At 41.1% G+C, this 22,803-nt stretch carries 19 protein-coding genes and 2 tRNA genes; 10 read left to right on the top strand and 11 right to left on the bottom strand.

The window, feature by feature from the left end:
* Positions 1-12: 12 nt before the first annotated feature.
* The 6 genes from AC4E92_RS07875 to AC4E92_RS07850 form a co-directional block, all read right to left on the bottom strand.
* Positions 13-99 (bottom strand) — tRNA-Leu (locus AC4E92_RS07875).
* A gap of 101 nt (positions 100-200) precedes the next feature.
* Positions 201-1,031: a DegV family protein gene (locus AC4E92_RS07870; RefSeq protein WP_490240046.1), complete on the bottom strand. Its 831-nt coding sequence runs from the start codon at positions 1,029-1,031 to the stop codon at positions 201-203.
* Between the two features lie 22 nt (positions 1,032-1,053).
* Positions 1,054-2,124 (bottom strand): diguanylate cyclase domain-containing protein, encoded by a 1,071-nt coding sequence (locus tag AC4E92_RS07865; protein WP_490240084.1) that lies wholly within the window; start codon positions 2,122-2,124, stop codon positions 1,054-1,056.
* Complete coding sequence (locus AC4E92_RS07860) at positions 2,109-2,525, bottom strand: cache domain-containing protein (RefSeq protein WP_490240045.1); 417 nt, start codon at positions 2,523-2,525, stop codon at positions 2,109-2,111. Before AC4E92_RS07860 ends, AC4E92_RS07865 begins: the two co-directional genes overlap by 16 nt.
* Before the next feature lie 93 nt (positions 2,526-2,618).
* Positions 2,619-2,706: transfer RNA gene (locus AC4E92_RS07855), tRNA-Leu, on the bottom strand.
* Between the two features lie 60 nt (positions 2,707-2,766).
* Positions 2,767-3,699, bottom strand: coding sequence for an AEC family transporter (locus AC4E92_RS07850; RefSeq protein WP_490240044.1), 933 nt, complete (start codon positions 3,697-3,699; stop codon positions 2,767-2,769).
* 73 nt (positions 3,700-3,772) lie between these two features.
* Here AC4E92_RS07850 and AC4E92_RS07845 point away from each other — a divergent pair, with 73 nt between their 5' ends.
* From AC4E92_RS07845 to AC4E92_RS07825, 5 genes are read left to right on the top strand one after another with little or no spacing between them, the layout of a single operon-like run.
* Entirely contained in the window at positions 3,773-4,816 is a 1,044-nt protein-coding gene (locus AC4E92_RS07845; RefSeq protein WP_490240043.1) for a DUF362 domain-containing protein, read from the top strand.
* Between the two features lie 9 nt (positions 4,817-4,825).
* Entirely contained in the window at positions 4,826-6,031 is a 1,206-nt protein-coding gene (locus AC4E92_RS07840; protein ID WP_490240042.1) for an adenosylhomocysteinase, read from the top strand.
* A gap of 11 nt (positions 6,032-6,042) precedes the next feature.
* Complete coding sequence (locus AC4E92_RS07835) at positions 6,043-8,025, top strand: alpha-amylase family glycosyl hydrolase (RefSeq protein WP_490240041.1); 1,983 nt, start codon at positions 6,043-6,045, stop codon at positions 8,023-8,025.
* 11 nt (positions 8,026-8,036) lie between these two features.
* Positions 8,037-8,648: a hypothetical protein gene (locus tag AC4E92_RS07830; protein WP_490240040.1), complete on the top strand. Its 612-nt coding sequence runs from the start codon at positions 8,037-8,039 to the stop codon at positions 8,646-8,648.
* A complete protein-coding gene (locus AC4E92_RS07825; RefSeq protein WP_490240039.1) occupies positions 8,645-11,155 on the top strand; it encodes an ATP-binding protein in 2,511 nt (836 codons plus the stop codon). The genes AC4E92_RS07830 and AC4E92_RS07825 overlap by 4 nt, the downstream gene beginning before the upstream one ends.
* Here the strand turns inward: AC4E92_RS07825 and AC4E92_RS07820 are convergent.
* The 5 genes from AC4E92_RS07820 to AC4E92_RS07800 are packed head-to-tail and all read right to left on the bottom strand — an operon-like array spanning position 11,152 to position 16,043.
* Positions 11,152-12,789 carry a sensor domain-containing diguanylate cyclase gene (locus tag AC4E92_RS07820; RefSeq protein WP_490240038.1) on the bottom strand — a complete coding sequence of 546 codons (1,638 nt, stop codon included), beginning with the start codon at positions 12,787-12,789 and terminating at the stop codon, positions 11,152-11,154. The two genes, AC4E92_RS07825 and AC4E92_RS07820, sit on opposite strands and share 4 nt — an antisense overlap.
* On the bottom strand, positions 12,786-13,853 hold the full coding sequence (locus AC4E92_RS07815) for a Gfo/Idh/MocA family protein (RefSeq protein ID WP_490240037.1): 1,068 nt from the start codon (positions 13,851-13,853) through the stop codon (positions 12,786-12,788). The genes AC4E92_RS07820 and AC4E92_RS07815 overlap by 4 nt, the downstream gene beginning before the upstream one ends.
* A complete protein-coding gene (gene wecB, locus AC4E92_RS07810; RefSeq protein ID WP_490240036.1) occupies positions 13,844-14,929 on the bottom strand; it encodes a non-hydrolyzing UDP-N-acetylglucosamine 2-epimerase in 1,086 nt (361 codons plus the stop codon). The genes AC4E92_RS07815 and wecB overlap by 10 nt, the downstream gene beginning before the upstream one ends.
* Positions 14,926-15,414, bottom strand: coding sequence for a hypothetical protein (locus AC4E92_RS07805; RefSeq protein WP_490240035.1), 489 nt, complete (start codon positions 15,412-15,414; stop codon positions 14,926-14,928). The genes wecB and AC4E92_RS07805 overlap by 4 nt, the downstream gene beginning before the upstream one ends.
* A 14-nt stretch (positions 15,415-15,428) precedes the next feature.
* Positions 15,429-16,043, bottom strand: a complete 615-nt coding sequence (locus tag AC4E92_RS07800) for a site-2 protease family protein (protein WP_490240083.1) — start codon at positions 16,041-16,043, stop codon at positions 15,429-15,431.
* A gap of 130 nt (positions 16,044-16,173) precedes the next feature.
* On the opposite strand from AC4E92_RS07800, the gene AC4E92_RS07795 reads away from it, so the two are divergent.
* The 5 genes from AC4E92_RS07795 to AC4E92_RS07775 all read left to right on the top strand — a co-directional run bounded on the left by AC4E92_RS07795 (position 16,174) and on the right by AC4E92_RS07775 (position 22,656).
* Positions 16,174-16,908, top strand: coding sequence for an ABC transporter ATP-binding protein (locus AC4E92_RS07795; RefSeq protein WP_490240034.1), 735 nt, complete (start codon positions 16,174-16,176; stop codon positions 16,906-16,908).
* Positions 16,890-18,140: an ABC transporter permease gene (locus tag AC4E92_RS07790; RefSeq protein ID WP_490240033.1), complete on the top strand. Its 1,251-nt coding sequence runs from the start codon at positions 16,890-16,892 to the stop codon at positions 18,138-18,140. Before AC4E92_RS07795 ends, AC4E92_RS07790 begins: the two co-directional genes overlap by 19 nt.
* 174 nt (positions 18,141-18,314) lie before the next feature.
* The gene (locus AC4E92_RS07785) at positions 18,315-19,253 is read left to right on the top strand and encodes a DUF4268 domain-containing protein (protein WP_490240032.1); all 939 of its coding nucleotides are present in this window, start codon (positions 18,315-18,317) and stop codon (positions 19,251-19,253) included.
* Positions 19,254-20,226: 973 nt separating this feature from the next.
* On the top strand, positions 20,227-20,886 hold the full coding sequence (locus AC4E92_RS07780; RefSeq protein WP_490240031.1) for a hypothetical protein: 660 nt from the start codon (positions 20,227-20,229) through the stop codon (positions 20,884-20,886).
* A gap of 195 nt (positions 20,887-21,081) precedes the next feature.
* Positions 21,082-22,656, top strand: coding sequence for a GGDEF domain-containing protein (locus tag AC4E92_RS07775; protein ID WP_490240030.1), 1,575 nt, complete (start codon positions 21,082-21,084; stop codon positions 22,654-22,656).
* Positions 22,657-22,803: the final 147 nt, after the last annotated feature.

Genomic DNA, 22,803 nt, shown 5'->3' with positions numbered 1-22,803 from the left:
TAAAGCTCCCTTTGGTGCCGAGGGCGGGACTTGAACCCGCACGGGCTCATACCCACATGGCCCTCAACCATGCGTGTCTGCCAGTTCCACCACCTCGGCAGGCAAGTAAAATTCTACCACGTTGAGCTGAACTTTGTCAATGATCTTGCTTTCCTAACACTGGAATTTTCTGAATAATGTGATTTACATTACTTTTTCTGTCAAGCCTTACCAACCACAAACCCAAAAACCTCCGGACCGACGTGGGCACTCACGCCGGGACCTATCCTGGAAATCCCGAGTATTTTCTGAGCTGGAAAATGTGATAGAAGTTCGTCCAGATGCTGTTTCATTTGCTGAACGCCGTATCCACCAATGATAACGTAGTCTTCAAACTTCAAAAAACTCTTTGCTTTTTTAACCATTTCATCGATGATCTGTTTAATCGACCTTGCCAGACCAAGGCTCACTACTTCTCCTTCGTCGTTCGTGGATAAAATGGGTTTTATTTTTAGAATCTTGCCAACAAGAGCCTTTGCTTTTCCTATTCTTCCACCCCTTTGAAGGTAATCAAGGGTTGTGACACTGAACAGCAAAAGAGAGTCTTCGACGTACTGCTGTTTTGTTTGTTCTGTGATCTGTTTTTGATCGAGCACGTCTTTTATCAGTCTGTGGACCACGTAGAAACTTTTGACGCTGCCACTTTTTGAATCTATCAGCGTGACGTTTTTGATATTCATCTGATCTAAAGCCAGTCTTATCATGTTCCAGGTACCGCTCAATTTGCTCGAGATCGTCACGATATAGACATGGTCATATTCTTTTGAGAGTTTTGTCAGTAGCTGGGAAGTTTGCAGGGGATTTGGTAAGGAAGTCCCAACTTTCTTGCCGGATAATGCCTGTGAATAAAATTGTTCATCTGTGATTTCGATTTTGTCTTGAAATTCTCTGTCCTGAACATAAACCTTCAATGGCAGAACATAGTATGGTAAGGGAAACTCATATCCGGCAGGTATATCTATACTGCTGTCAAAAACAAGAGCAACCCTCATATTGTTCTCTCCCTTCTGAGCTTCAAAAACCGGTTTGACCATTTCCCATCGATTTTGCCGCATACATGGCTCTGTCTGCTCGCTCAATCAGATCTCTGAGTTTTTTGCCATCCTCTGGAAAAGTTGCTATTCCCGCACAAAAGCTCAGTGCTATCTGCATTTCATCGATCTTTAAAGGCTCCTGGAACTCTTTCCTGAGACGATCGACAAAGATCTTTGCAGATTCTTTTCCACTTTGAGGCAGGATGAAAAGAAACTCGTCCCCGCCGTATCTCACGATGATGGTATCTTTTCTGACCGAGTTTTTGACTGTCTTTGCAAAATATGCAAGAACACGATCGCCAATTAAATGTCCGTATGTGTCGTTTATTTGCTTAAATCCATCTATGTCCGTCATTATAACGGAGAATTCTTGTCCAAGGTTTGGAAAACTGTCCATCAGTTCTTCCAGGGCATTTCTGTTTGCGATGTTTGTCAATGGATCCTGATTGGCTTTATCATGCCAGAAAATAATCTGCAATTTTTGCTCTGTTATGTCGGTGAAGAGTTTTATGAAACCTTCGAGATTTCCATCATGGCTCAAAACTGAAAGGCACTGCACAGTGTAGAACCTTGTACCAGATTCATTTTTTAGGGTAATTTCACCAAGTTTTGGAGAATCGGTGCAATTGGTTTTTGGATCATAATTTTGTATTTGCGAATATGCCGTGTTAAAGTCAATGAGCTTTCCAGTCTGGTCAAAAACGGCTATGGGTTGCGGTATGGATTGAATCAATTTTCTCAAGCGGTCTTTTTCCGTTGCAGCCTGTCTTAGAAGCTCTGTTATTTTGCGGCTGTCATTTTTGTACTGAATTAAAAAGGCAAAGTAAATCACAAAAACCAGACCAAAAAGCGCAAACAGAGCTGTTGAAATGTCTTTTTGAATGGATCTGATCTTTGACAGAAGAGTCGTTCTGTAGTAACCTGTTCCGACGATCCATCCCCATGGTTCAAAAACCCTTATCGCACTCACTTTTTGTTCTATCTGAGTACTTTTGTACTTGTAAAATTCGTATTCTACATAGTGCTTGTTGTCTTTTACAGCCTGAAGTATTTTTCCACGGTTTTTTGATACACGGGATCTTCTATCTGTTTATAGGGTTTATTCAGATAATCTTTCAGGTATGGATGCTCTATTAGAACGCCTTCTTTGCTCAAAACAAAGAAATAATCCAGTTTTTCTGGACCGTAAAAGATATTTTCCAGATGATGTTTTGTCATTTCCTGTGCTGTGGACTGGTCAAAAAAACCGCTGGTATAACTTTCATAATGCTGGTTTATCAAAAGAAAAGCTATGTCGAGCTTACTGCTGAGCTCCTGTAACATATCCTGTTTGACAGAATCACTCACCCTGAGAAAAACGTCGATCAGTACAAAAAAGCCAAAGAAAGCTATACTCAAGCCCATCAGGATTATAAAAATGAAAGATCTGGCAAAATATTTTCTTTCAACCACGTGATCACTCCAGAATTGAAAGGTTATACTGATACAGATTTTACCAGTTTTTGAATGAACTTTGACATGGAGTTTTTCAAAAAAGGGGGAAGATGGTGCCGAGGGCGGGAGTTGAACCCGCACGAGGTCATCCCTCAACTGATTTTGAGTCAGTCGCGTCTGCCTGTTCCGCCACCTCGGCACTGAAAATGATTTTAGCACAGATCTTCGCAGGTGACAAGAGTCTTTCTGAACATGATTTTCAAAGCACCAATGTCAGCAAAATCGGCAGGCTTATCAAAGACAGTGCTGTTGAGAGCACGACACCCTGGGATGCGAGTTTGTAGTCTGTGTCAAACATTCTGGCAAAGATGGCTGTATTCACACCGGACGGCATGCCGCTCATTATTATGGGGATGGATTTAATGATAATGGGCAAATTTGTCCTGTAGAGTATCATTGCCATTATCAAAGGACCTATGGCTAATTTTGTTATCGAGGCAAGATATAGATCGATCTTTGTGATAAAGTCAGAGAACTTTGCATCTGCAAGAAATGCGCCGACAACAAACATGGCAAGGGGCACAGTCATGCCACCAACTGTTTCCAGGGTGTTTTTGATGACAGTCGGAAGATCCCATGAAAAAAAGAAAATCATCACACCGAGCAATGTCGCAGAAAGTCCCGGATTGAGAATCAATCTAATTATTTTTATTTTGCTTTTTGACATGATTTTTACACCTAAGGTCCAGGTTAGAAGCTGAAACCATATGTTGAAAAATGCGGTGTAGAAAACTCCTATATCCCCAAATGCGATTTTTGCAACTGGATATCCAAGGTACCCGACATTTCCAAAGATCACCATGTACAGGTATACGCCTTTATCCTGCGCATTGATCTTTCTGATCCAAACAAATACAAAAGCTAAAGCAGCGAGCACGGCATACATCAGTGCACCGAGCAGAAATATGATCATGCCGTTTGAAGCAAGCTCTTTTGAAAAATCCCTGTCCATGGAAGATAGCACCATGGCTGGTAGTGTGATGTAGATTATCAAATCAGTGGCACCTTTTGTAAATCCGTCGTTCATGATATTTATCTTTCTCAAAAAGTATCCAAAACCTATCAATAAAAAGATCATCAGTACCTGATTCACCACGGTCTGTGTCAGAGAATCACCTTCCAGTACAATCATACACGCAGGAGTTTATGATAGCGAGAATGTTAACCAAATTCAAGTAGAATATTCAAAGAAAGGAGGAAGACCTTTGAAAGTCTTTCTGAAAAATTGTGATTCTTACGAAAAGGTGGACAGTGTGCTTAAACCATTGCTCGAGAGAAATTTCTCTGATCTTTTCAAAAAAGGAGAATCTGTTCTTGTAAAACCAAATTTGCTTTCTGCAAAAAAACCGCAACAGGGAGTGACAACTCATCCGGCTGTGGTGGAGTCTGTTCTCAGGTTCCTGATCGATCTTGGAACTGTGCCGGTTGTTGGGGACAACCCGGCTTCGACGAATCTCAAAAGAGCGGCTTATGAATCTGGGATTGCACAGGTATGTGAAAAACTTTCAGTTCCAGTAGTTGAACTCGACGATCCTGCTGAAGTGGACGGGCAGGTGTACAGGAAAATAAAGATCAGTTCAAAAGTACTCAAGGTGGATAAGGTTGTAAACATAGCAAAGCTCAAGACACATTCACAGATGATCCTTACCCTTGCGGTGAAAAACACCTTTGGCTGTATACCGGGGCTTGAAAAATCAGGATGGCATATAAGGTGTGCCACAAACGAGAATTTTGCTTCACTGCTTGTGGATGTTCATCTTCTTGTCAATCCGGTTCTCAATATCATAGATGGAGTCATCGGGATGGAAAAAAATGGACCAGCCAGCGGAAAGATAAAAAAGTTCGGAGTCATAGCGGTGAGTGAAAACGCTTTTGCACTTGATCATGCCATCTGTAAAAGATTGGGGATCGAGCCAGAAAAGATTTTTGTGCTCAAAGAGGCACTGAAAAGAAACCTTGTGCCATCTTACGAAATAGATGGAGAATGGAGTTCAACAATAGAACTTCCCGTGACCGCTCAGGCTTTGCCTGTGCCGGGGTTTCTCAGAAATGTGGCAAGGAGTATGATCAGGGTACCAAAGATTTCCAAAAAACGGTGTGTTCAATGTAAAATATGTGAAGAAAGATGTCCTGCACGGGCTATTGAAATTTCAAAATATGCGATTGATTACGATAAATGTATTAGATGTTATGTGTGTCATGAGGTTTGTCCCAACAATGCGATCGATCTTGTTAGAAAATTTATGTGAGGTGATTGTATGAACTCTGGGCAGAAAAAAATCGACTGGGTCAGCAGATTCATGCCACTTTTGAATTCCATTGAGGCTGAATACGCTTCAAGAAAGCCGCTGAATGGTCTTAGAGTTGGAATGTCGATTCATCTTGAGGCAAAAACAGCGTATCTTGCCCTGCTGATAAAAAAACTGGGTGCAGAGGTTTTCATAACAGGCAGCAACCCGCTGAGCACGCAGGATGACGTTGCAGAGGCTCTCAAAGAAAATGGGCTCAATGTGTTTGCAAAGCACACAAGCGATGAAGCTGTTTATATGAAAGGCATCTATTCGGTACTGCAGGCAAAGCCTGATCTTTTGCTGGATGACGGTGCCGATCTCACTGTCACCGCACATATTCAGATGCCGGATGCGCTTGAGAACTTAAGGGGTGTGACGGAAGAAACAACAACTGGTCTGAAAAGACTTCGTGCCCTACACAGACAAAACAGGCTGAAGGTGCCGGTTATAGCGGTTAATGATGCGTTCACAAAACATCTTTTTGACAACCGATACGGTACAGGTCAGTCTACATGGGACAGCATTATGAGAAATACAAACCTTTCCGTTGCCGGTAAAACAGTTGTAGTGGCTGGGTATGGCTGGTGTGGTAAGGGTGTGGCGATGAGGGCAAAGGGACTGGGGGCAAGGGTTATAATCACCGAAGTCGATCCCGTAAAAGCCCTTGAAGCATTGATGGACGGCTTTGAAGTAATGCAGATGAAAGATGCGGCTGCCCTTGGGGACTTTTTTGTCACAGTCACCGGTAACACTTCAGTGATATCCGTAGAAGAATTTCTAAAAATGAAAGATGGTGCGATTCTTGCAAACGCAGGTCATTTCAACGTTGAAATAGACGTCAGAGCACTTGAACATCTATGCGTTGAAAAATTCGAAGCACGTCCAAATGTCGTGGGATATGTTTTAAACAATGGTCGGACTGTGTTTTTGCTCGCCGAAGGAAGACTCGTGAACCTGGCTGCTGCAGATGGACATCCTGTCGAAATAATGGATCTTTCTTTTGCCGTTCAGGCTATGTCTCTGATCTATCTATCAACTAACGATCTTGAGCCCGATGTTTATCCAGTTCCAAAAGAGATCGACGAAAAAGTAGCCAGAATGAAACTGCAGGCGATGAATGTGAAAATCGATGAACTGTCAGTCGAGCAAAAAAGATACCTTGAAAGTTATTGAGGTGATCAAAGATGATCGAGAAAATATCCATAAAGCAAAGGAAGAAAGCCGATTATTGCATACCAAAGAACTGGTTTTTTGAGAAATACAATGGACCGGCAAAATTCGAAAACGACAGAGTTTTCGTAGAACCCGGTGCTTACTTTAAATCAATAATCGAATGGATCTTGGAAAAGAAAAAAGGCAGTGATTATGGCATATCTTTGAGTTTGCAAAAAGGAATAAAGGATCGAAGCTGGATCAAAGACGCGGTTATATACTCTTCGCTGGTCAGGAGCACCACGGCTTACAACCACAAAGGATCCGGCAGGTTCGAACCAGATGACATACTCGGGTATCGTGAAACCGGCACATTTTTGAAAATGATAGCTTTTTTGCCGCATCTTGTGAAACTTGGTGTAAATGTGCTGTACCTTTTGCCCATTACCCAGAGCAGTCAGATGTTCAAAAAAGGTGAGATCGGTTCACCTTATTCGGTGAAGGACTTTTTGAAAATAGATCCTGCTTATCATGATCCATTACTTGAAGGCTGGACTGTTGATGATGAATTTTTGGCTCTGGTCGAGGCATGCCACATACTCGGCATAAGGGTGGTACTGGATTTCATACCCAGAACCAGCGCAAGAGATTGTAATTTGATCATGGAGCATCCGGATTGGTTCTACTGGATCAAAGTAGATGAACTGGTAGATTACAGACCACCGCAGATTGCGGGACTTGGTTTTTGCCAGCCGGATTTTGAGAATATGAGAGAGATATACGATAAAGAACAGGTGAAAAACCATCTTAAGAAATTCACTTTCGATCCGAAAACGATCGACCCTCAAAAATGGGAACAGATAAAAAAAGATTCAACTGAAGAGAATTTCATGCAAAACATTGTGAAGCATTTTGGTATAGTAACTGCGCCGGGTTTTTCAGACTGGATAAACGATCCGCAGCCCACATGGGATGATGTAACTTTCTTGAGACTTTATCTTGATCATCCCATGACCGCAGAAGGCAAAGTCGATCACAACCAACCGCCTTATGTCCTGTTTGATGTGATCAAAGCGAGCCGCTTTCCCGGCAAGGTTGTGAACAGAGAATTGTGGAATTACATTGCCTCGGTGATTCCGTATTTTCAGAAAAAATTCGGCATCGATGGCATAAGGTTGGACATGGGACATGCCCTGCCAGATGAGCTTGAACAGATGATCATTCAGAATGCAAGATCATACGATCCATCTTTTGTCTTCATAGCCGAAGAACTTGAAATGCACAGAGCTAAGGAAGCTAAGGACGCAGGATACGATCTCATCATTGGAAACAGTTGGTGGATGCTTCCGAGGGTTCATGAAAAGACCTATGAATTTGTCCAGTCAACGGCTGTTGATATTGCTCTTTTATATATTGCATGTGCCGAGACGCCAGATACTCCAAGAATTGCTTACAGAAAAGACGGAAAATTGAAGTACCTGACGGCATTTCTCTGTGCCTTTGTTCCAAATGGGGTTTTGATGATCAATTCAGGTCAGGAAATTGAAGAAACACAACCGATGAACCTGGGGCTTGACAACGACGCATGTGGCAGATTCACGCTCTCCTGCGAAGACGAATTTCAGGGAAAACTCGCATTTTTCGATCACTACGTGATGCACTGGAAAGAATCAGAGTTAATGGAATTTTTGTCTCAAACCGTTCAGCTCAGAAAACAATTTTCGGATCTTATCGTGAATGGAACGTACAAACCGGTATACCTGAACTGGCAGGATGGAAAAACAGCCAACATCTCGTACTGGAAGGACTCCAAAGCGATTGTGGTAATTGCCAACCTCGATGAAAATGAGAGAGAAATTCTGGTTGAACTTGAAAAAACCTGTGGCAGGTCCCTGGATGTTGAAAGAGTCAGGATGTGGAACAGATCAGGCTGGAACGAAGAAAAACCATCTAAAACTTTAGCTTGCAGATTGAAAGGTTACGATTTTGTCCTGTACGAAGTAGACTTCAAGTAGGTGGTGAGTGTGTGAAAGAGATTTATTTGCTGGGTTTGAGGCTTTATGATTCAAAAGACGCTCAATTTCCCTTGGATTATGAGCAGGTGACGAACGCTAAAAAGGAGATCTTTCTTGAGTTTCTCCGATTTGATGCTGATGAACATATCGCGGTGGATCTTTTCGGTGATCTTGCACTGCCTTCGCAGATTGTTCAGATCCTTTCGCTTGCTCCATGTAATTTGAAGATCGATCAAAGCGACGGCCTTTTGGACAATCTCAAACTGAGCAATATAGAATTGGTTCAAAAGAAACTCGACACGAAATTTTCTTCAAATCCTATTTTGACTGAAAAACCGGTTTTTCTTCTGTCAGATGACGGCAAATGGCAGGTTGTGGAAAGTTCAACCGGCGGTATCGTGCCAAAGCAGATTGAAAATCCAGCCAATCTTCCAACCGGCGTAATTGGTTATCTTGCTGATTTTGTGACCTTTTCCAAAGCACAGCAGGCAGAGTTGTTTGGCAACAAAGTCGCTTTTGTTTGTAGAGATCCAAAGGACGCACTTGAAAGAAGAATCAGCGAGAAGATGACACAAAAGGCTGTCTGTTTTCTAATTCAACTGATAGATTTCTGTGAGGGGTGAGCATTCTGAAGATAAAAAGCTTGAAGATAAAAGGCTTTGGGAAATTCCACGATTGTCAGGTGAATTTTACAGACGGCATAAATGTCGTTTTTGGACCGAATGAGTCGGGTAAAACCACTCTTTATCGGTTCATACTGTCCGGTCTGGGCGGACTTTCCGAAGACGAGTTAGCCCGTTACAAACCATGGAATCTGGATGAATTCGGTGGCTCTCTGATCGTCGAAAGGGATACAGAGGAAGAGATTGCAATCCAGCAGCCTTTGCTTGACAGAAGGTATGTCGAATCGATCAGCTTGCTTTCAGACGAAGAAGATGTGATCGAGTTGCTCAAAACAGACGAGACCATCATAGCCAGACTCAAAAACAAAATGGCACAGCTTGAAGAAGCCGAGAGAATTTCAACATTTTTGAGAAGACAGCCGGAGTTTGAAGAGAAACTGCTGGAAATTGAAAAAAACATCGACGGACAGATCGATCTTTTACAAAAACAGATCGACGAATTTAAACAAAAAAGATATCGGCTTTTCGCGCTGATCAAAGAAAAATCAAGTGCACAGAGCGATATGAACGAGCTTGTTAATCACAGACAGAAATTACTCGATGAACTTGAACAGGTCAATTCTGGTATAAACGAAGAATTAAAGAAAATCGATGAACAGCTTGATAAACAACTGAAGGAGCTTCAAGAAGAGCTCAGCACAGAAAGACAGTTACCAATTATCGGTGCAAAAGAATATGAAGAGATTATCAGACTCCACCAGCAGATTGAAAACACCAGGCAAAGATATGAACAACTTCAGAATAAAGTTGAGGAGCTCATCAAAAAACGCTCAGAAGTTGAAAAACAGATAAACGATATGAAAAACGAGCTTGGCTGGCAGGAAGATCTGGAGAAAGTCAAATTGAGGGTAAAGAACTTCGAGCTGAGTTACAGAATTTTGGAAAACAGGTTGGAACAACTTGAAAATCACAGGGCAAAGTACCGCCCAAACTGGGAGATTTTCAAACGCGAAGGGGATAGAATCCTTCATTCTCTTGAATCGGAAGTGCCCACTTCTATAGAGCTTGAAATGAGGCAAATAAACAACAAATTGCAGTTCATAGAATCTGAAATTTCAAGACACAGGGATCGTGCAAAGTTGGAGCGTATTTTGAGCCTTGCTGCACTTGTCTTTTCAGCAGTTGCAATAGGATTGGGATTTATAAACTTTGCATGGTTTTATGTATCTGTACTCAGCGGTGCGGGCTCAGCTGTGTTCTTTTTCCTGCTGAGCAGAACTATGAAAAAGCTCGAACAGGAAGACGAACAGAAAATAAAGCTCCAGCTCGAGTTTCGTTCGGCTGAGAAGAAAAAACAATCAGCCGTTCAGCGTGTTCTGAGTACCTTCGGTGTGAACAGTCTGGAAGAGCTGAAAGAGGCTTATGAACAGTACAATAAATGGTTGAATGAAGATCAACAAATGGAAAAGCTCAAAGAAAAAATTTCTCTGGAGCAAGAAGCTCTGGTGGGTGAACTCAAAAGATTCGGGGCAGAAGATATAAAAGATGTTCCAAGCGTGATACTTAGACTGAATGAACTTGTTGAAAACCTTGAAAGAAAGCAACTGGAATACTTTTTACTCGGGCAGTCCATTGAACAGAATAAAGGCGAACTTGAAAAAACAAAACAGGACCTGTCGCATTTGTCAGCGCAGTTTTCGTCGAAGATCGATTCATTTGGAATAGAGAATATGCAGCAGCTTCAACTGGCATTTGAAAGAAGCTCGAAGATAGAACAGATTCAACAGAAAATAGATCAGATACTCAAAGTTCAGCAAATTTCCAGACGAAGAGACCTCATTGCTCTGGCACAGAACTACCAGAGACTTGCAGAGCTCGTGGATCAAAAGAAAGGCATAGAAGAATCTGTGGCAGATCTAATGAAAAAGCAGGAAAATCTTTCAGAGAAAATCAAAAAGATAGATGAACAAATCTCCCAGATCGATCTTTCGGTGGATATCACAGATCAGATACATCGACTTTCCTTGAAAAAGCTCGAAAAAGAGGCATACTCAAGGTTGAGAAGCCAGTCAGCCTGTGTGAAGGAACTTTTGCACAGCGAACTGGCTAACCTGACTGGCGCTTACGCGGAGAAATTCTCAAGGATTTTGAAAGATCTGTTCAGCAGATTCACCGATTTGTCAAAGAGCATGGTTGTTGAGAAGGATCTTTCGGTGAGGTTTTTTGTGAGAAATCAGCTCGCTAGCACAGTCGACACGCTCAGCCGGGCTACACTGGACCAACTGTTGCTCTGCTACAAGATAGCGCTGTACAACACACTGCAACCAGAAGATCCCATACCGCTGGTCATGGACAATTTTCTGATAAGATTTGACGAGACTCGACTTGAAAAAGCCGTACAGATACTGAAAGAAGAATCCAAACACAGACAGATCATAATTTTCACCAGCGATCAAAAACTTTTGCAGATTGCCGGAGTTGAACCGGTCCTGACGCTCATCCTTTAAAGCACCATCAGTCTGTCTTTACCGGATTTTTTGGCTATTTCAAGGGCTTTCAACGCGTATTTTATGATACTTTCCCGGTCAGTTCCGTGGTCCGGGAAGATGCCGATGCCGGCACTTGCTGTGACATTGACGACCTCTTTTACACTTCTGATTTCATCGAGGATTCTGTTGGTAATTTCGATTGCTTTGGATTTTGAAACATTTCTCAGAATAATTGCGAATTCTTCACCACCGTAGCGTGCCGCCACATCTGATTTTCTGGTTTTGTTTCTGAGTATCTCTGCTATTTTTTCTATGATCCTGTCTCCAGTTTCATGACCATACAGGGAGTTTATTTTCGTCAGATCGTCTATGTCGATTATAGCCACCGCAAATAGTTGTCCTTTTTGACATTCTGCTTCAAGAACTCCAAGAAAAGCCGAGTGTGTCAAAAGCAGTGTGTGCTGATCATAAGGCTGTTTGACCACGATGCTCTGATAGGTCTGGGAACGCTCGAGCAACTTGTAAATCTGGTTTGCGATCAATTCCATTATTTGAACATCTTCAATAGAAGGTCGCTTCCCATCCAACGGCACGTCAACCGATATGTATCCCACAAGATCCTGATATGGGCTGTAAACAGGAACGATGAGCATATCTTCTGGCTGCCATGCATCTGGTTCTTTTAAAAGATCTGATTGGGAATTTAAAAAGACCGCCACATACTCAGCCGGTAGATCTAAGGCATTCTGTGGAATAAAATAAGAGTTGCTGATTTTGAATCGTTCCTGCATGAATTTTGAAATGAATTCTATCGGTGGGGGATTTGACCTGAGCCTTTCAAATTCTTCCTGACTCATTCCGTGATGTGCCGCTCTGATTATTTTGCCATTTTCTCTGTCCAGAATGTTTATCAGTACATATTTATAACCACTGATATGGCTCACGGCTTCAGCAACGGCTGAAAGACTCTGCTGAACAGTACTTTTTTGCGAAACCGTGTTTGTCAGCTCTATCAAATCGGCGAGTTTTTGTCTGAATTTTTTAAATTTTTCGTGTTCTAACTGGTACAGTTTCAGGGTTTTTTTATTGGAAAGGAGTTTTAAGTACATCAAAAAGCCAATAGGGTATACCATCATCACAGTAATTGGAGAGATTGTATGACTAAAATTCGCTGCGATTGCAGTTATCAATCCAAAGAAAGAAGCATATATAACTTCATCAACACTCAGAGATGGTTTATCGAAAAGATAACTCAAAAGCGCATGCAAGAAAACTGCCAGAAGGGCAAAAGACAAAAAGCGAATGTACGGATCAGCAAACATCCATGATATGCTCATGGAAATTGCGGTTGTCGCAAAAAAGATGAGTGCATCAGATATTCTGTTTTTGAAACTGATTCTTCCTATTCGAAATAGCACCCCAAGACTTACCACAAAGGGTGCGAATGTACTTTGCATGTAAAAAGCATACGGTAACGCTGTAAAAACAATCAGTATTGAACCAAGGTCACTCGATAAAAGAGAAGCGACAATCAGCGCATACAGAGTGAAGAGTATATCTATCAGGCTTGGTACAGCTGGTCTGTAATAAAATCCAACTATTAAACTCAGAGTTATCAGTAACGACCATTTCAACTTTCTCAAGTAAATCACCTTTTCATCTCTGTGGTGGAAAAATCAACTGGTAGATCAACCCATCTATTTTCAAGGGATGATTTGTAAATCCCCAAAATTATCTGTACAGCCTTTTGCGCTTCTTTTCCGTCTATATACGGTTTACGGTTTTGCACCACCGACTGGCAAAAATCTTTGTACAGTGCAACATGTCCACTTCCGTAAACGGTATCTGGGTCTGAGAGATTCATATACGGGTGGCTGTCTTCATTTGGAAACCTCCAGGTGAGAATGCGATTAACCGCAAGTCCTCCGATCTTCACCGTTCCTTTCTCACCGAAAATGGAAAGAACTTCTTCCAGATTTCTGTCATAGATGTTCGATGTGCCTTCGATTATTCCAACTGCACCCGATTCGAATTCCACTATTCCAATGCCCAGATCTTCCGATTCTATATACGGGTGGTTCATGTTTTTTATCAAACCAAGCACTCTTTTTGGTTTTCCACCAAGCATCCATTGGAGTAAATCAATACCATGGATACTCTGGTTCATCAAAACCCCGCCATCCTGTTCCCACGTACCACGCCACGGTGCCTGCTTGTAATAATCTTCATTTCTGTTCCATCTCACGCTGATTGTTCCGTAGAATATTCTGCCAAAGGCATTGCTTTGCAATTTTTTTCTCAGTTCCTGAACTGGTGGATTGAATCTGTTTTGAAAACACACACCGAGTTTGAGATTTTTCTTTTCTGCCAAGCTCACCATTTCGTCCATATGAGCTGTGCTCAGAGCCATTGGTTTTTCAACAAGCACGTGTTTGCCGTAATTCAAACAATCAATTGCTATCTGGTAATGCGTCCCACTTGGAGTTGCTATAGCCACAAAATCTATCTCATCCGTCCGCAGCATCTCTCTGTAATCTGTGTACACTTTGGGTCTGTAACCAAGAACTTTGTCTATCTGATTTGCCACTGTCTGGGCTTTTTGAACGACCAGATCGCATACCGCTGAGAGCTTTACAGTTTCTCGATTTTCAATCACGGCTTCGACGTGTTTTGGAGAAATTCTCCCGCAGCCAATCAGAGCCATTTTCAGTGCCAAGTGGTATCACCCCTTATGATTTTGTATATTCGCTCTGAAGTCTTTCCATCGCCGAATGGGTTTTCAAGCAAATTGATATTTTTTCCATTTGCTTTGCTCAATGCATCGTAAACGGATTCTTGCGATGTTCCAGCCAGTACGCCGAGCCCAGCCTCAATGAGTTCTGGTCTTTCTGTCGTTTGTCTTGTAACCACAACGAACTTTCCAAAAGACGGTGCTTCTTCCTGAACTCCTCCTGAATCTGTTACAACAAATCTTGCACCGTCCAGAAGCGACAGAAAGTGCAGGTAATCAACGGGTTCGATCAAAATGAAGTACTGGTTTCTACCGACCTCTTCTTCGACAATCCGCCTGACCTTTGGATTTTTGTGAACGGGGAAGACCACTCTGATACCGTTTTTTTGCACAAAATCGGCTGTTGCTCTGAGAATAGATCTCATTCTCTCTCCGATGTTTTCTCTGCGATGCAGTGTCATTAGAATGTAGCCGTCTGAATCGACGAGTTTTTTTCTCACAGATGCCATGTCTATTCTTTTTCTTATGAGCTGCAGTGCATCTATAACGGTATTACCAACGACAAAAATTCTGTTTTCTTCGATACCTTCTTTGAGAAGATTTTCTTTTGCTTTTTTAGTTGGTGCAAAAAGGTATTTACAGGATACATCGATCAATCGCCTGTTGAGCTCTTCGGGAAACGGGTCGTAAAGATCACCGCTTCTCAACCCGGCTTCGATGTGAGCAACTGGTATAGAAAGGTGAAATGCACACAGACAGGCGCTGAAAGCGGTGGTGGTATCTCCCTGAACAAAAACGATATCTGGCTTTTCCTTGATCAGAACCGGTTCAAGTCTTTCCATAACACGTGCAACTATCGCGTTCAAAGATTGATTCTGGGTCATTATGTTCAGATCGTACTCTGGTTTTATATCAAAAACACTTGTCATCATGTCCATCATTTCTCTGTGTTGTGCTGTTGCAACTGCAATTGTTTTTTCACCAAGGTTTTTGAAATAAAGATATACCGGAGCTACTTTTATCACTTCTGGTCTTGTGCCAAAGACAAAACAGGACTTCATTGGTCAACCTCCAGAGCCTTTGTACACCCTTTCGAATCGATGGCAACACGCATTAAAAGATCTTCAACTTCAACTTCCATGACCGATTCGTTTTTCAAATCTGCATACGCCAGGATCCTGAAAGATCTGCCAGTTACATCACAGGTTGGAACGAACATGGCTCTTGCATACCTTTTGAAATAAAAATTACTGATTTTTGAATCTTTTGACAGAACAGAAACTGCACCGAAGAGAAAAGCCTTTTCCAGAAGATCTTCGTATTCTCTGGCTTGAAGCAATTTTACAGAATCACCCTGAACAGAACCAAAGCAGATCAGCTCGCCATTTATGTACTCGGGTATGAGCCCTTCGGCTTTTTCGTATACCACGATCCTTTCAAAAGCAGGTCTGCTCAATACGATGATCCGTCCGGTGTATTTGACCAGATCTGATGCTTTCAATCTCCTGACTACGTTCACAGAAAGCGGGTATCGTATCACCAGCATCTGTATAGCTCCTTTCAACCAGTCACAAAAATCGTGAGTTTGTCGATGAAATTGACAAACGGACTCATCACAAGCGGCATGATCCACAGAACGACCAGAGCCAGCAAAAACAGTGTGCCGTAAACTTCGTATTTCAGATACCACTCTGTGTAATTTTCTGGAAGAAGCGCACCCAGTACCCTTGATCCATCAAGTGGTGGTATTGGAAATAATGAAAAAAGTGCGTATGTCAGACTGAATTTTGCGGCTTTGAAGAGTGTCTCAAAGACATAACTTTCTTTGCTCTGCACTGCTCGGGCAAAAAGCCCGTACACGAAAAAACACAGTATGCCGACAATTGGTCCAACAAGAGAAACCAGTAAAAAGGTCTTCTTTTTCCCTTTCAGATTCCATGGTCTTATTGGTACAGGACGCGACCAGCCAAAATCCAGAAAGATGAATGTTACAGTGCCTATCGGATCAAGATGGACAAATGGATTGAGTGAAACACGCCCCACTTTTACTGGGGTCTGGTCTCCAAAAAAAACGGCAACCCGCGCCTTTGAGTATTCACGCGGTACGACCGCCAAAACAACGGCAATAAAGCCTGTTATTGCAGTTTCCACAACATGTCTGAGGTACTCAATCACTGCCAAATCAGAACACCTCAAGCCAATTTTAGCATACTCTGCAAAAAGTCTCCATGTTGTATGATCAACTCAAAAATATTGATTGACGAAACTTTTTATTTTCATCGTATATTTTTATGGGGGTGAAGCGGTGAAAACAGTCGAGGTTAATGATCTAAGGAAAAGCTACAAAAACTTTGAAGCCCTAAAGGGAATCACCTTTGAGATTGAAGAAGGTGAGATATTTGGTCTCATTGGACCAAACGGAGCCGGCAAAACTACCACTTTGAGAATTATCTGTACTTTATTGAAACCAGATGCGGGAACTGTGAAGGTTTTTGGACATGATCTTTTAAGTGAACCTGATGAAATCAGAAAGGTCATAAGTTATCTGCCGGAAGATGCCGGTGCTTACAAAGAACTCACAGGTATAGAATATCTAAGGTTCATCGCCAGGTTTTTTTCAAGAGATGAAAAGCACTTTCAGCAGATGGTGGAAAGGGGAATGCAAATAGCAAATCTGTCTGACCGCTTGAATGCAAAAGTAAGCACGTACAGTAAAGGTATGATAAGAAGACTTTTAATAGCAAGAGCTCTAATGGTTAATCCAAAACTGGCAGTTCTCGATGAACCGACATCCGGACTGGATGTTTTGAATGCCCGTGAAGTGAGAAATACCATCAAAGAGTTTGTTAACAGCGGTGTAACAGTACTGCTTTCGTCGCACAATATGCTTGAAGTTGAGTTTTTGTGTGATCGAATGGCTCTGATAAACAAAGGATTGATCGTTAAAACCGGCACACCCAGCAGTTTGAAAGAAGAATTCAACGCATCGAATATCGAGGAGGTTTTCACAGAGGTGATACGATGTTCTGGAACCTGTTGAAAAAAGAACTGAAAGAAGTTCTGACCGTTTCCAGCATAGTCACCATAGTGGTTATTTCTTTTGTTTACGCATTTATCGGTAGATCGGTGGGAAATATCGAGAAAGAAGCATCAAAGAAACCATCAATAGTCGTTGTCAATCTCGACGAAGGTGAATTTGGAAAGACAGTCGAACAGAGTATTGTGAGCTTCGCACATGTCCTGTACAGCGGCAGCAGCTTTCAAGAAGGTCTTGAAAAGCTGAAAAAACAAAGTGGAACAGCACTCATTCTCATAGACAGGGATTTTACTGCACATCTTAAATCCGAAGAAAAAGCCAGAATAAATGTATTCTGGTTGTTGAAAGGCCTTGGTATAGCCGACACGATTTCGTCGAGCGTTTTTGAAGGATTTTATAAAAGTATCGAAGACCAAATCAGAAGAGCCATCATGGCTCAGCACGGTATCAAGAATCCGCAGTTTGTAATCGATCCAGTTGAAAAGACAGACACGACTATTTTTGGACAGATGACATTTGAAAAGATGTCGCCGTCGGAATTTTTGAATCTGACAAGTTCTCAAACGACTATGACATCGGTGGTTATAATGATGCTGATAATAATGGCAGGTAGTACCGTCATCTCGTCAATGGGTCTGGAGAAAGAAAACAAGACTCTGGAGACACTCATGACGATGCCTGTGAAAAGAAGTTATATTGTTTTTTCGAAAATTCTTGCTGCAACAATAGCAGGTTCTATCACGGCTGGCATATACATGATTGGTTTCAATTTTTACATGAAATCATTTACCTTTTCCTCAACAGCTTCTTTAGGACTTAGTCTTGATATGTCAGATTATCTGATGATAGGAATTTCGCTCTTCACTGCCCTGCTCTGTGGTATCGGCATGGCGATGTTGCTTGGAGTTATATCAAAAGATTTCAAAAGCGCTCAGATGATGACCTTTCCAATCACGGCTCTTGCTGTTTTCAGCATGCTCATAACTATGTTCAAAGATTTCTCTTCGCTATCCGTTCCGCTCAAGGTAGTTGTCTTTGCCATACCTTTCACGCATCCCATGATTTCTATAAGAAACTTGCTTTTTGGCAAAGATCTTCTCGTAATATACGGGTGTATTTATAATGGCATACTCGCGTTCGTACTGGTGAGTTTGATTACAAAGATCTTCAATAGCGACCGTCTCATAACTGGCTTGTCTTTGAAAAAGAAAGGAAAATCAACTGTACAGGAATAAAACAAAAGCCCCGAGAAAATAAGCCGGGGCTTTTCAAAAGATCATTATTGGGATTTTAAGGGGCTGGTGAATATGAGTGAGGAATTACTTGGATTGATAGAGGATTTCAAAAAAGATGACAGACTTTCCTTTTTTGATGAAGCGCGTACCAAACAGGCTCTGGTTTTAAGGGTTTTGAAAGCCTTGGGCTGGGATCCATTCAACATAGATGAGGTTTGTCCAGAATACTCTGTTGGTGGTAAAAGGGTGGATTATGTTCTTAGACATGGCGGTATAAACAAAGCCTTTATTGAGGTGAAAAAAGTCAGTGAGAATTTGGAAAGACATCAGGAACAGCTTCTGAATTATTCTTTTCGGGAAGGAGTAAAACTTGCAATTTTAACAAATGGAATTAGTTGGTGGTTTTATTTGCCCTTGCGTGAAGGAAGCTGGGAGCAGAGAAAGTTTTATGCTATTGATATATACGATCAAAAAAGTGAAGAAATTGCCAAGAAATTTGAAGAGTTTTTATCAAAAGAGAATGTTGTTTCTGATAGGACAATAGAAAATGCCGAGAATCTTTATAAGAACAGACAGAAACAGTATTTTATAAAAGAAACTCTTCCAAACAGGCAATTACCACATACTGTGCAGTTTTCGAAAGACCATGAACTTAATGAGCGTCAAAAAAGATATTTTGAATTCTGGTCTAAGCTTTTGGAAGAATTCAAAAAAGTAAAACCGTATGTCAAAAAACAAGATGCCCCAGAAAAATCTTGGTTTTCACTACCAACCGGTCACAGTGGTATTCACTTCGAATGGTATTTCAAAGAAAAACCTATCAAAGGGTTTACAAAAGGATTTTATGTTGCATTGCACTTTGAACTTAAAAGGTATGAGGATAATGAAAAGCTGATCGAGTACTTTTTATCCAAAAAAGAGGAAATTGAGAAAAAGCTCATGGAAGATGGGCTGGTATTTATGAAGAAGTGGGGTAGAGAGTGGGCACAAATTTATATAAAGAGGGATAGTAATAACCTTGATGAAGAAAACATAAATTGGGGAAAAGAAAAAATGGTGAAATTCTATGATGTGTTCAAACCGCTTTTAGATGAATTTTTCAAAAAAAGATGATCATTATTGTATGCTATTTTGTTCAATTCAGCACAACATCCACTTTTTTAAAGTCCAAAAGAAATTTTCATCCTCTATAAAATGAATAGATGAAGCAAAAGCCTTGACTATGTGAATGGTAGCTCGCTCCTGAGAGATTAGACCTATGCCATAATACGATTCATGGTTTTTCCAGGATCCTGGTAGGCGCCTTCCATAATATATTATACGAAAATGGATTATCCAAAAAATAACCAAAAGCCTCTTGTAAAAAGCTGTTTGATCAAAAAACCAAAATGAACTCTTTCTAAAAGCCAGAGACAGAACTTAGTTGAAACTGAGATCTAAATCACTGAATTGAAAAATCACTTTCTTATTATGATTAAATCACAGAAACTCGAATGAAAAACTATCCGGTTTTGCACTTACTGTTTCAGATGATAAAAAGTATTTGCTGCAAAAATACTCGGTGAAACAGGTTTGTTAAATAAAATTACACCATTGAAAACAGCGTCAACCGCTGCGGCAAAATTTGGTAGTATATACAGGTTAGCGCTGTTTGAACAGGGTGCAAGCGAAAGTTCCAAAGCCAAATTGCTCGGTATTTCTGCAAACGCCACCATACGAAAGTGCACGAACCTCGTTTTGAGTGCGCAAATTTACAGATCGAACAACCCCAATATGTAAGACCTACGTATAACGCTATACCATCGTATACGCCACGCAAGAACGTTTGCTTTCATCATATCCAAGTTGTTGTGACTGCTGGAATTTCTTGCGTTGACGATCAAGATGATTTTTTTCACAGTTGTTCTGGTATTAAGAAAGTAAGCGCGGGGGGTGATGTAAAATTTTCAAGTAAAGTAATCCAGAAGTGTTGTTAAGCCGCGGCAATATTCATAAAAAAGTTTTTTGGATAGTATGCCGCAAAAAATACAGCACGTCCTATGACAAAAACAGGTATAGGCACAGGTTAATCAAAAGGAGTGATTAGGTGGCTGGGTTGTCATGTATACCAAAAGCATTTGAGGCATTACCGGATGCGTTGAAGCGAACACTTACGGAAATACTCAAATTGAACGGTGCAACGTACAAAGTGAATGCCGCAGATTTCAAGATTCTTGCAGCAGATCATGCATACGCGACCATTTCAAGTGTGCGCCAAGACGATGAAAGTAAAGGTCTTGAGATGTTCTTGACTATTACATTCGTAAATTCAAAAAAGGACAGCTGCGTTAAAGTGCTTACAAATGCAGTGCTTAAAGACGGTAAGGTACATTACTATTTGCCTGTTAGTCCGACGGATATAAACGACACGCTTGCGAGGATTGTCGAGAACGTTACAGTGATTATGTACGATGAAAATGTTAAGAGAGATGCTATTTTGGAAGGAGGAAATAACATGGTTACTTCTTTCTTTAAGGCAATGACAGATTACAGCAATGCGATACAGGAGGCAATAGCCAAATTTGAAACATCACTTCAAGAGCTTGGTACTATTGCAGAAAATTCAAATGACGAAGAAATACTTCAGCAGCTTGAGACTCTCAAGAAAGATGCAAGTGAAGGCTTCAGCACACTGTTTGATCTAATAGGCAAATTGGCAGAAGTGTACGCGAAGTTGAGCAAGAAAATGATGTCAGGCAGCCAATAATGACATGGCTGTGTTAGACGCGGTGGTGTGTATGCACCATCGCTTTTTCATATATGGTCTGTGTGAGCTACCAGTTACTTTAGCCCGCGGCATAAATTACAACTGACACGGTGACTGCTTTTGAAAAGACAGATGGGATAACAGCATGTGTGAAGTTTAATTTTTGGTATAATTTTCTAAAAAAGGGGGACATCAATGGGTCTTTTATATCTTTTGAAGTATCACTTTGTGTCTATAGTAATAGCATGTGCCTTGTTTTTGCTGTTGTTTTTCACTTTTTCTTATACCAGGAACATAGAAGGTATAATCATAACTTCCTGGATAGAAGACAAATCGTCCACACCGGTAACTGGACCGTTTTTTGAAAAGTTTTCAAAAGATCCTTTTACCGTGTTTCTGTCCACTGAAATCGAGAATTCGGAAATGCTCTTTAATGGAAGTAGAAAATATCTTTACATTCCCCAACTTTATCATTCTTATATTGCCGTGTACGTGGATGGAATTAAGATCGGCAGCAACGGTTTTTCAGAGAAAAGATCGGGATATTTCTGGAATCAACCTCTTCTTTTTGAACTTCCTGATAATTTTAAAAAGATCACTCTGGAAATATCTGGGCTGTACAGAGTAGGTACCGACTCGGGAATTTATATCATTCCGTCTTCTGAATTGGTCAAGTATAGAATACTCTCTTTTTTAACAGAAAAAGCCATTCTGATGAACATCGGCATGGCATTTTCAATCGGTATTGTTCTGATTATTATATCGCTCGCTCTTTCAACAACTGACAAAAAGATCTACTTTTATCTGGGGATGGCTTCCATTCTTGGTTCTATATGGCTTTTTGATCTAATAGGCTTATCACATGTGGGTAGAGTTTTTCTTCTTCAATATCGCAAGCTCACCGTGAGTTCCGCTTATTTTGCACTGTCATTTCTTGTTCTTGGTTTTTCACATAATTATCCCAGTAAAAAAAAGATCTTTGACAGGATCTTTCTTTTCATAAATCTGATAGCAGGATTTTCCTTCTGGATAGCACCGAATCTTGTTGCACTGGAATCATTCATAAGCAGTATTTCAATAGTTCTTCTTTTGGATGTTTTTTACCTGATTTCGAAGTTCGTTCTGATTCAGTCAAAAGTTCTTTTAAGTACCGTGCTGTTTTTCATCATGTGTGTCATGAGTGATGCACTTGTCATAGCGCTCGGTATAAAAGGAGCAAAGTTGATTTCAAGCTATGGAATTGCAGCCATGTTTTTAGGCTTTGTGTACTACCTTGTCAATAATTACAAAGAAATGCTCGTTAGACTCACTGTTACACATGCAAAAAGTTTGATTGATTCTCTCACGGGTGCTTATAATCGAGGAATTTTTGCAGAATTCAATGTCGATGAAAAAGATGTGCTTGTGTATCTGGATGTTAATCGTTTTAAAGAGATTAACGACACTTATGGTCATGAAGTGGGTGATATGATACTAAAACAGCTCGTTCAGACTATTAAAAATCACACAAGACAATCAGATGCCGTTGTGAGAATGGGTGGAGATGAGTTCTTATTGATATTGAAAGGATGCAGCGTTGAGAAAGCAAGTGAAATTGCTCAAAAGATTCTCTCTGATTTTCAAAAAATTCATCCTTGCAGACCCACTTTTTCTTATGGAATATCGACTTTCGAGAACACTCTGAATCAGACTCTGAAAAAAGTAGACGATCTCATGTACGGGGTCAACTACCCCCCATCTATAGAGGTGGTGGCTTGGTATAAGCCATAGTTGACTAGCCTCAGCCAGGGGAGTAACTCCCATCGGGCTACGTTAGGCAGGTTATGACACCTTGGGGTACTGCTCAAGCTCCAAGCTCTGTCGTACAGGCTTAAACAGTCCTGAGGGGTAGGGACAGTAGCCTGTGCATAACAAGCC

This window comes from Pseudothermotoga sp. (genome assembly GCF_031962025.1).
Lineage (GTDB): Bacteria > Thermotogota > Thermotogae > Thermotogales > DSM-5069 > Pseudothermotoga_B.
Note: the sequence above shows the minus strand (reverse complement) of the source record. Positions and strands in the feature narration are given on the sequence as shown.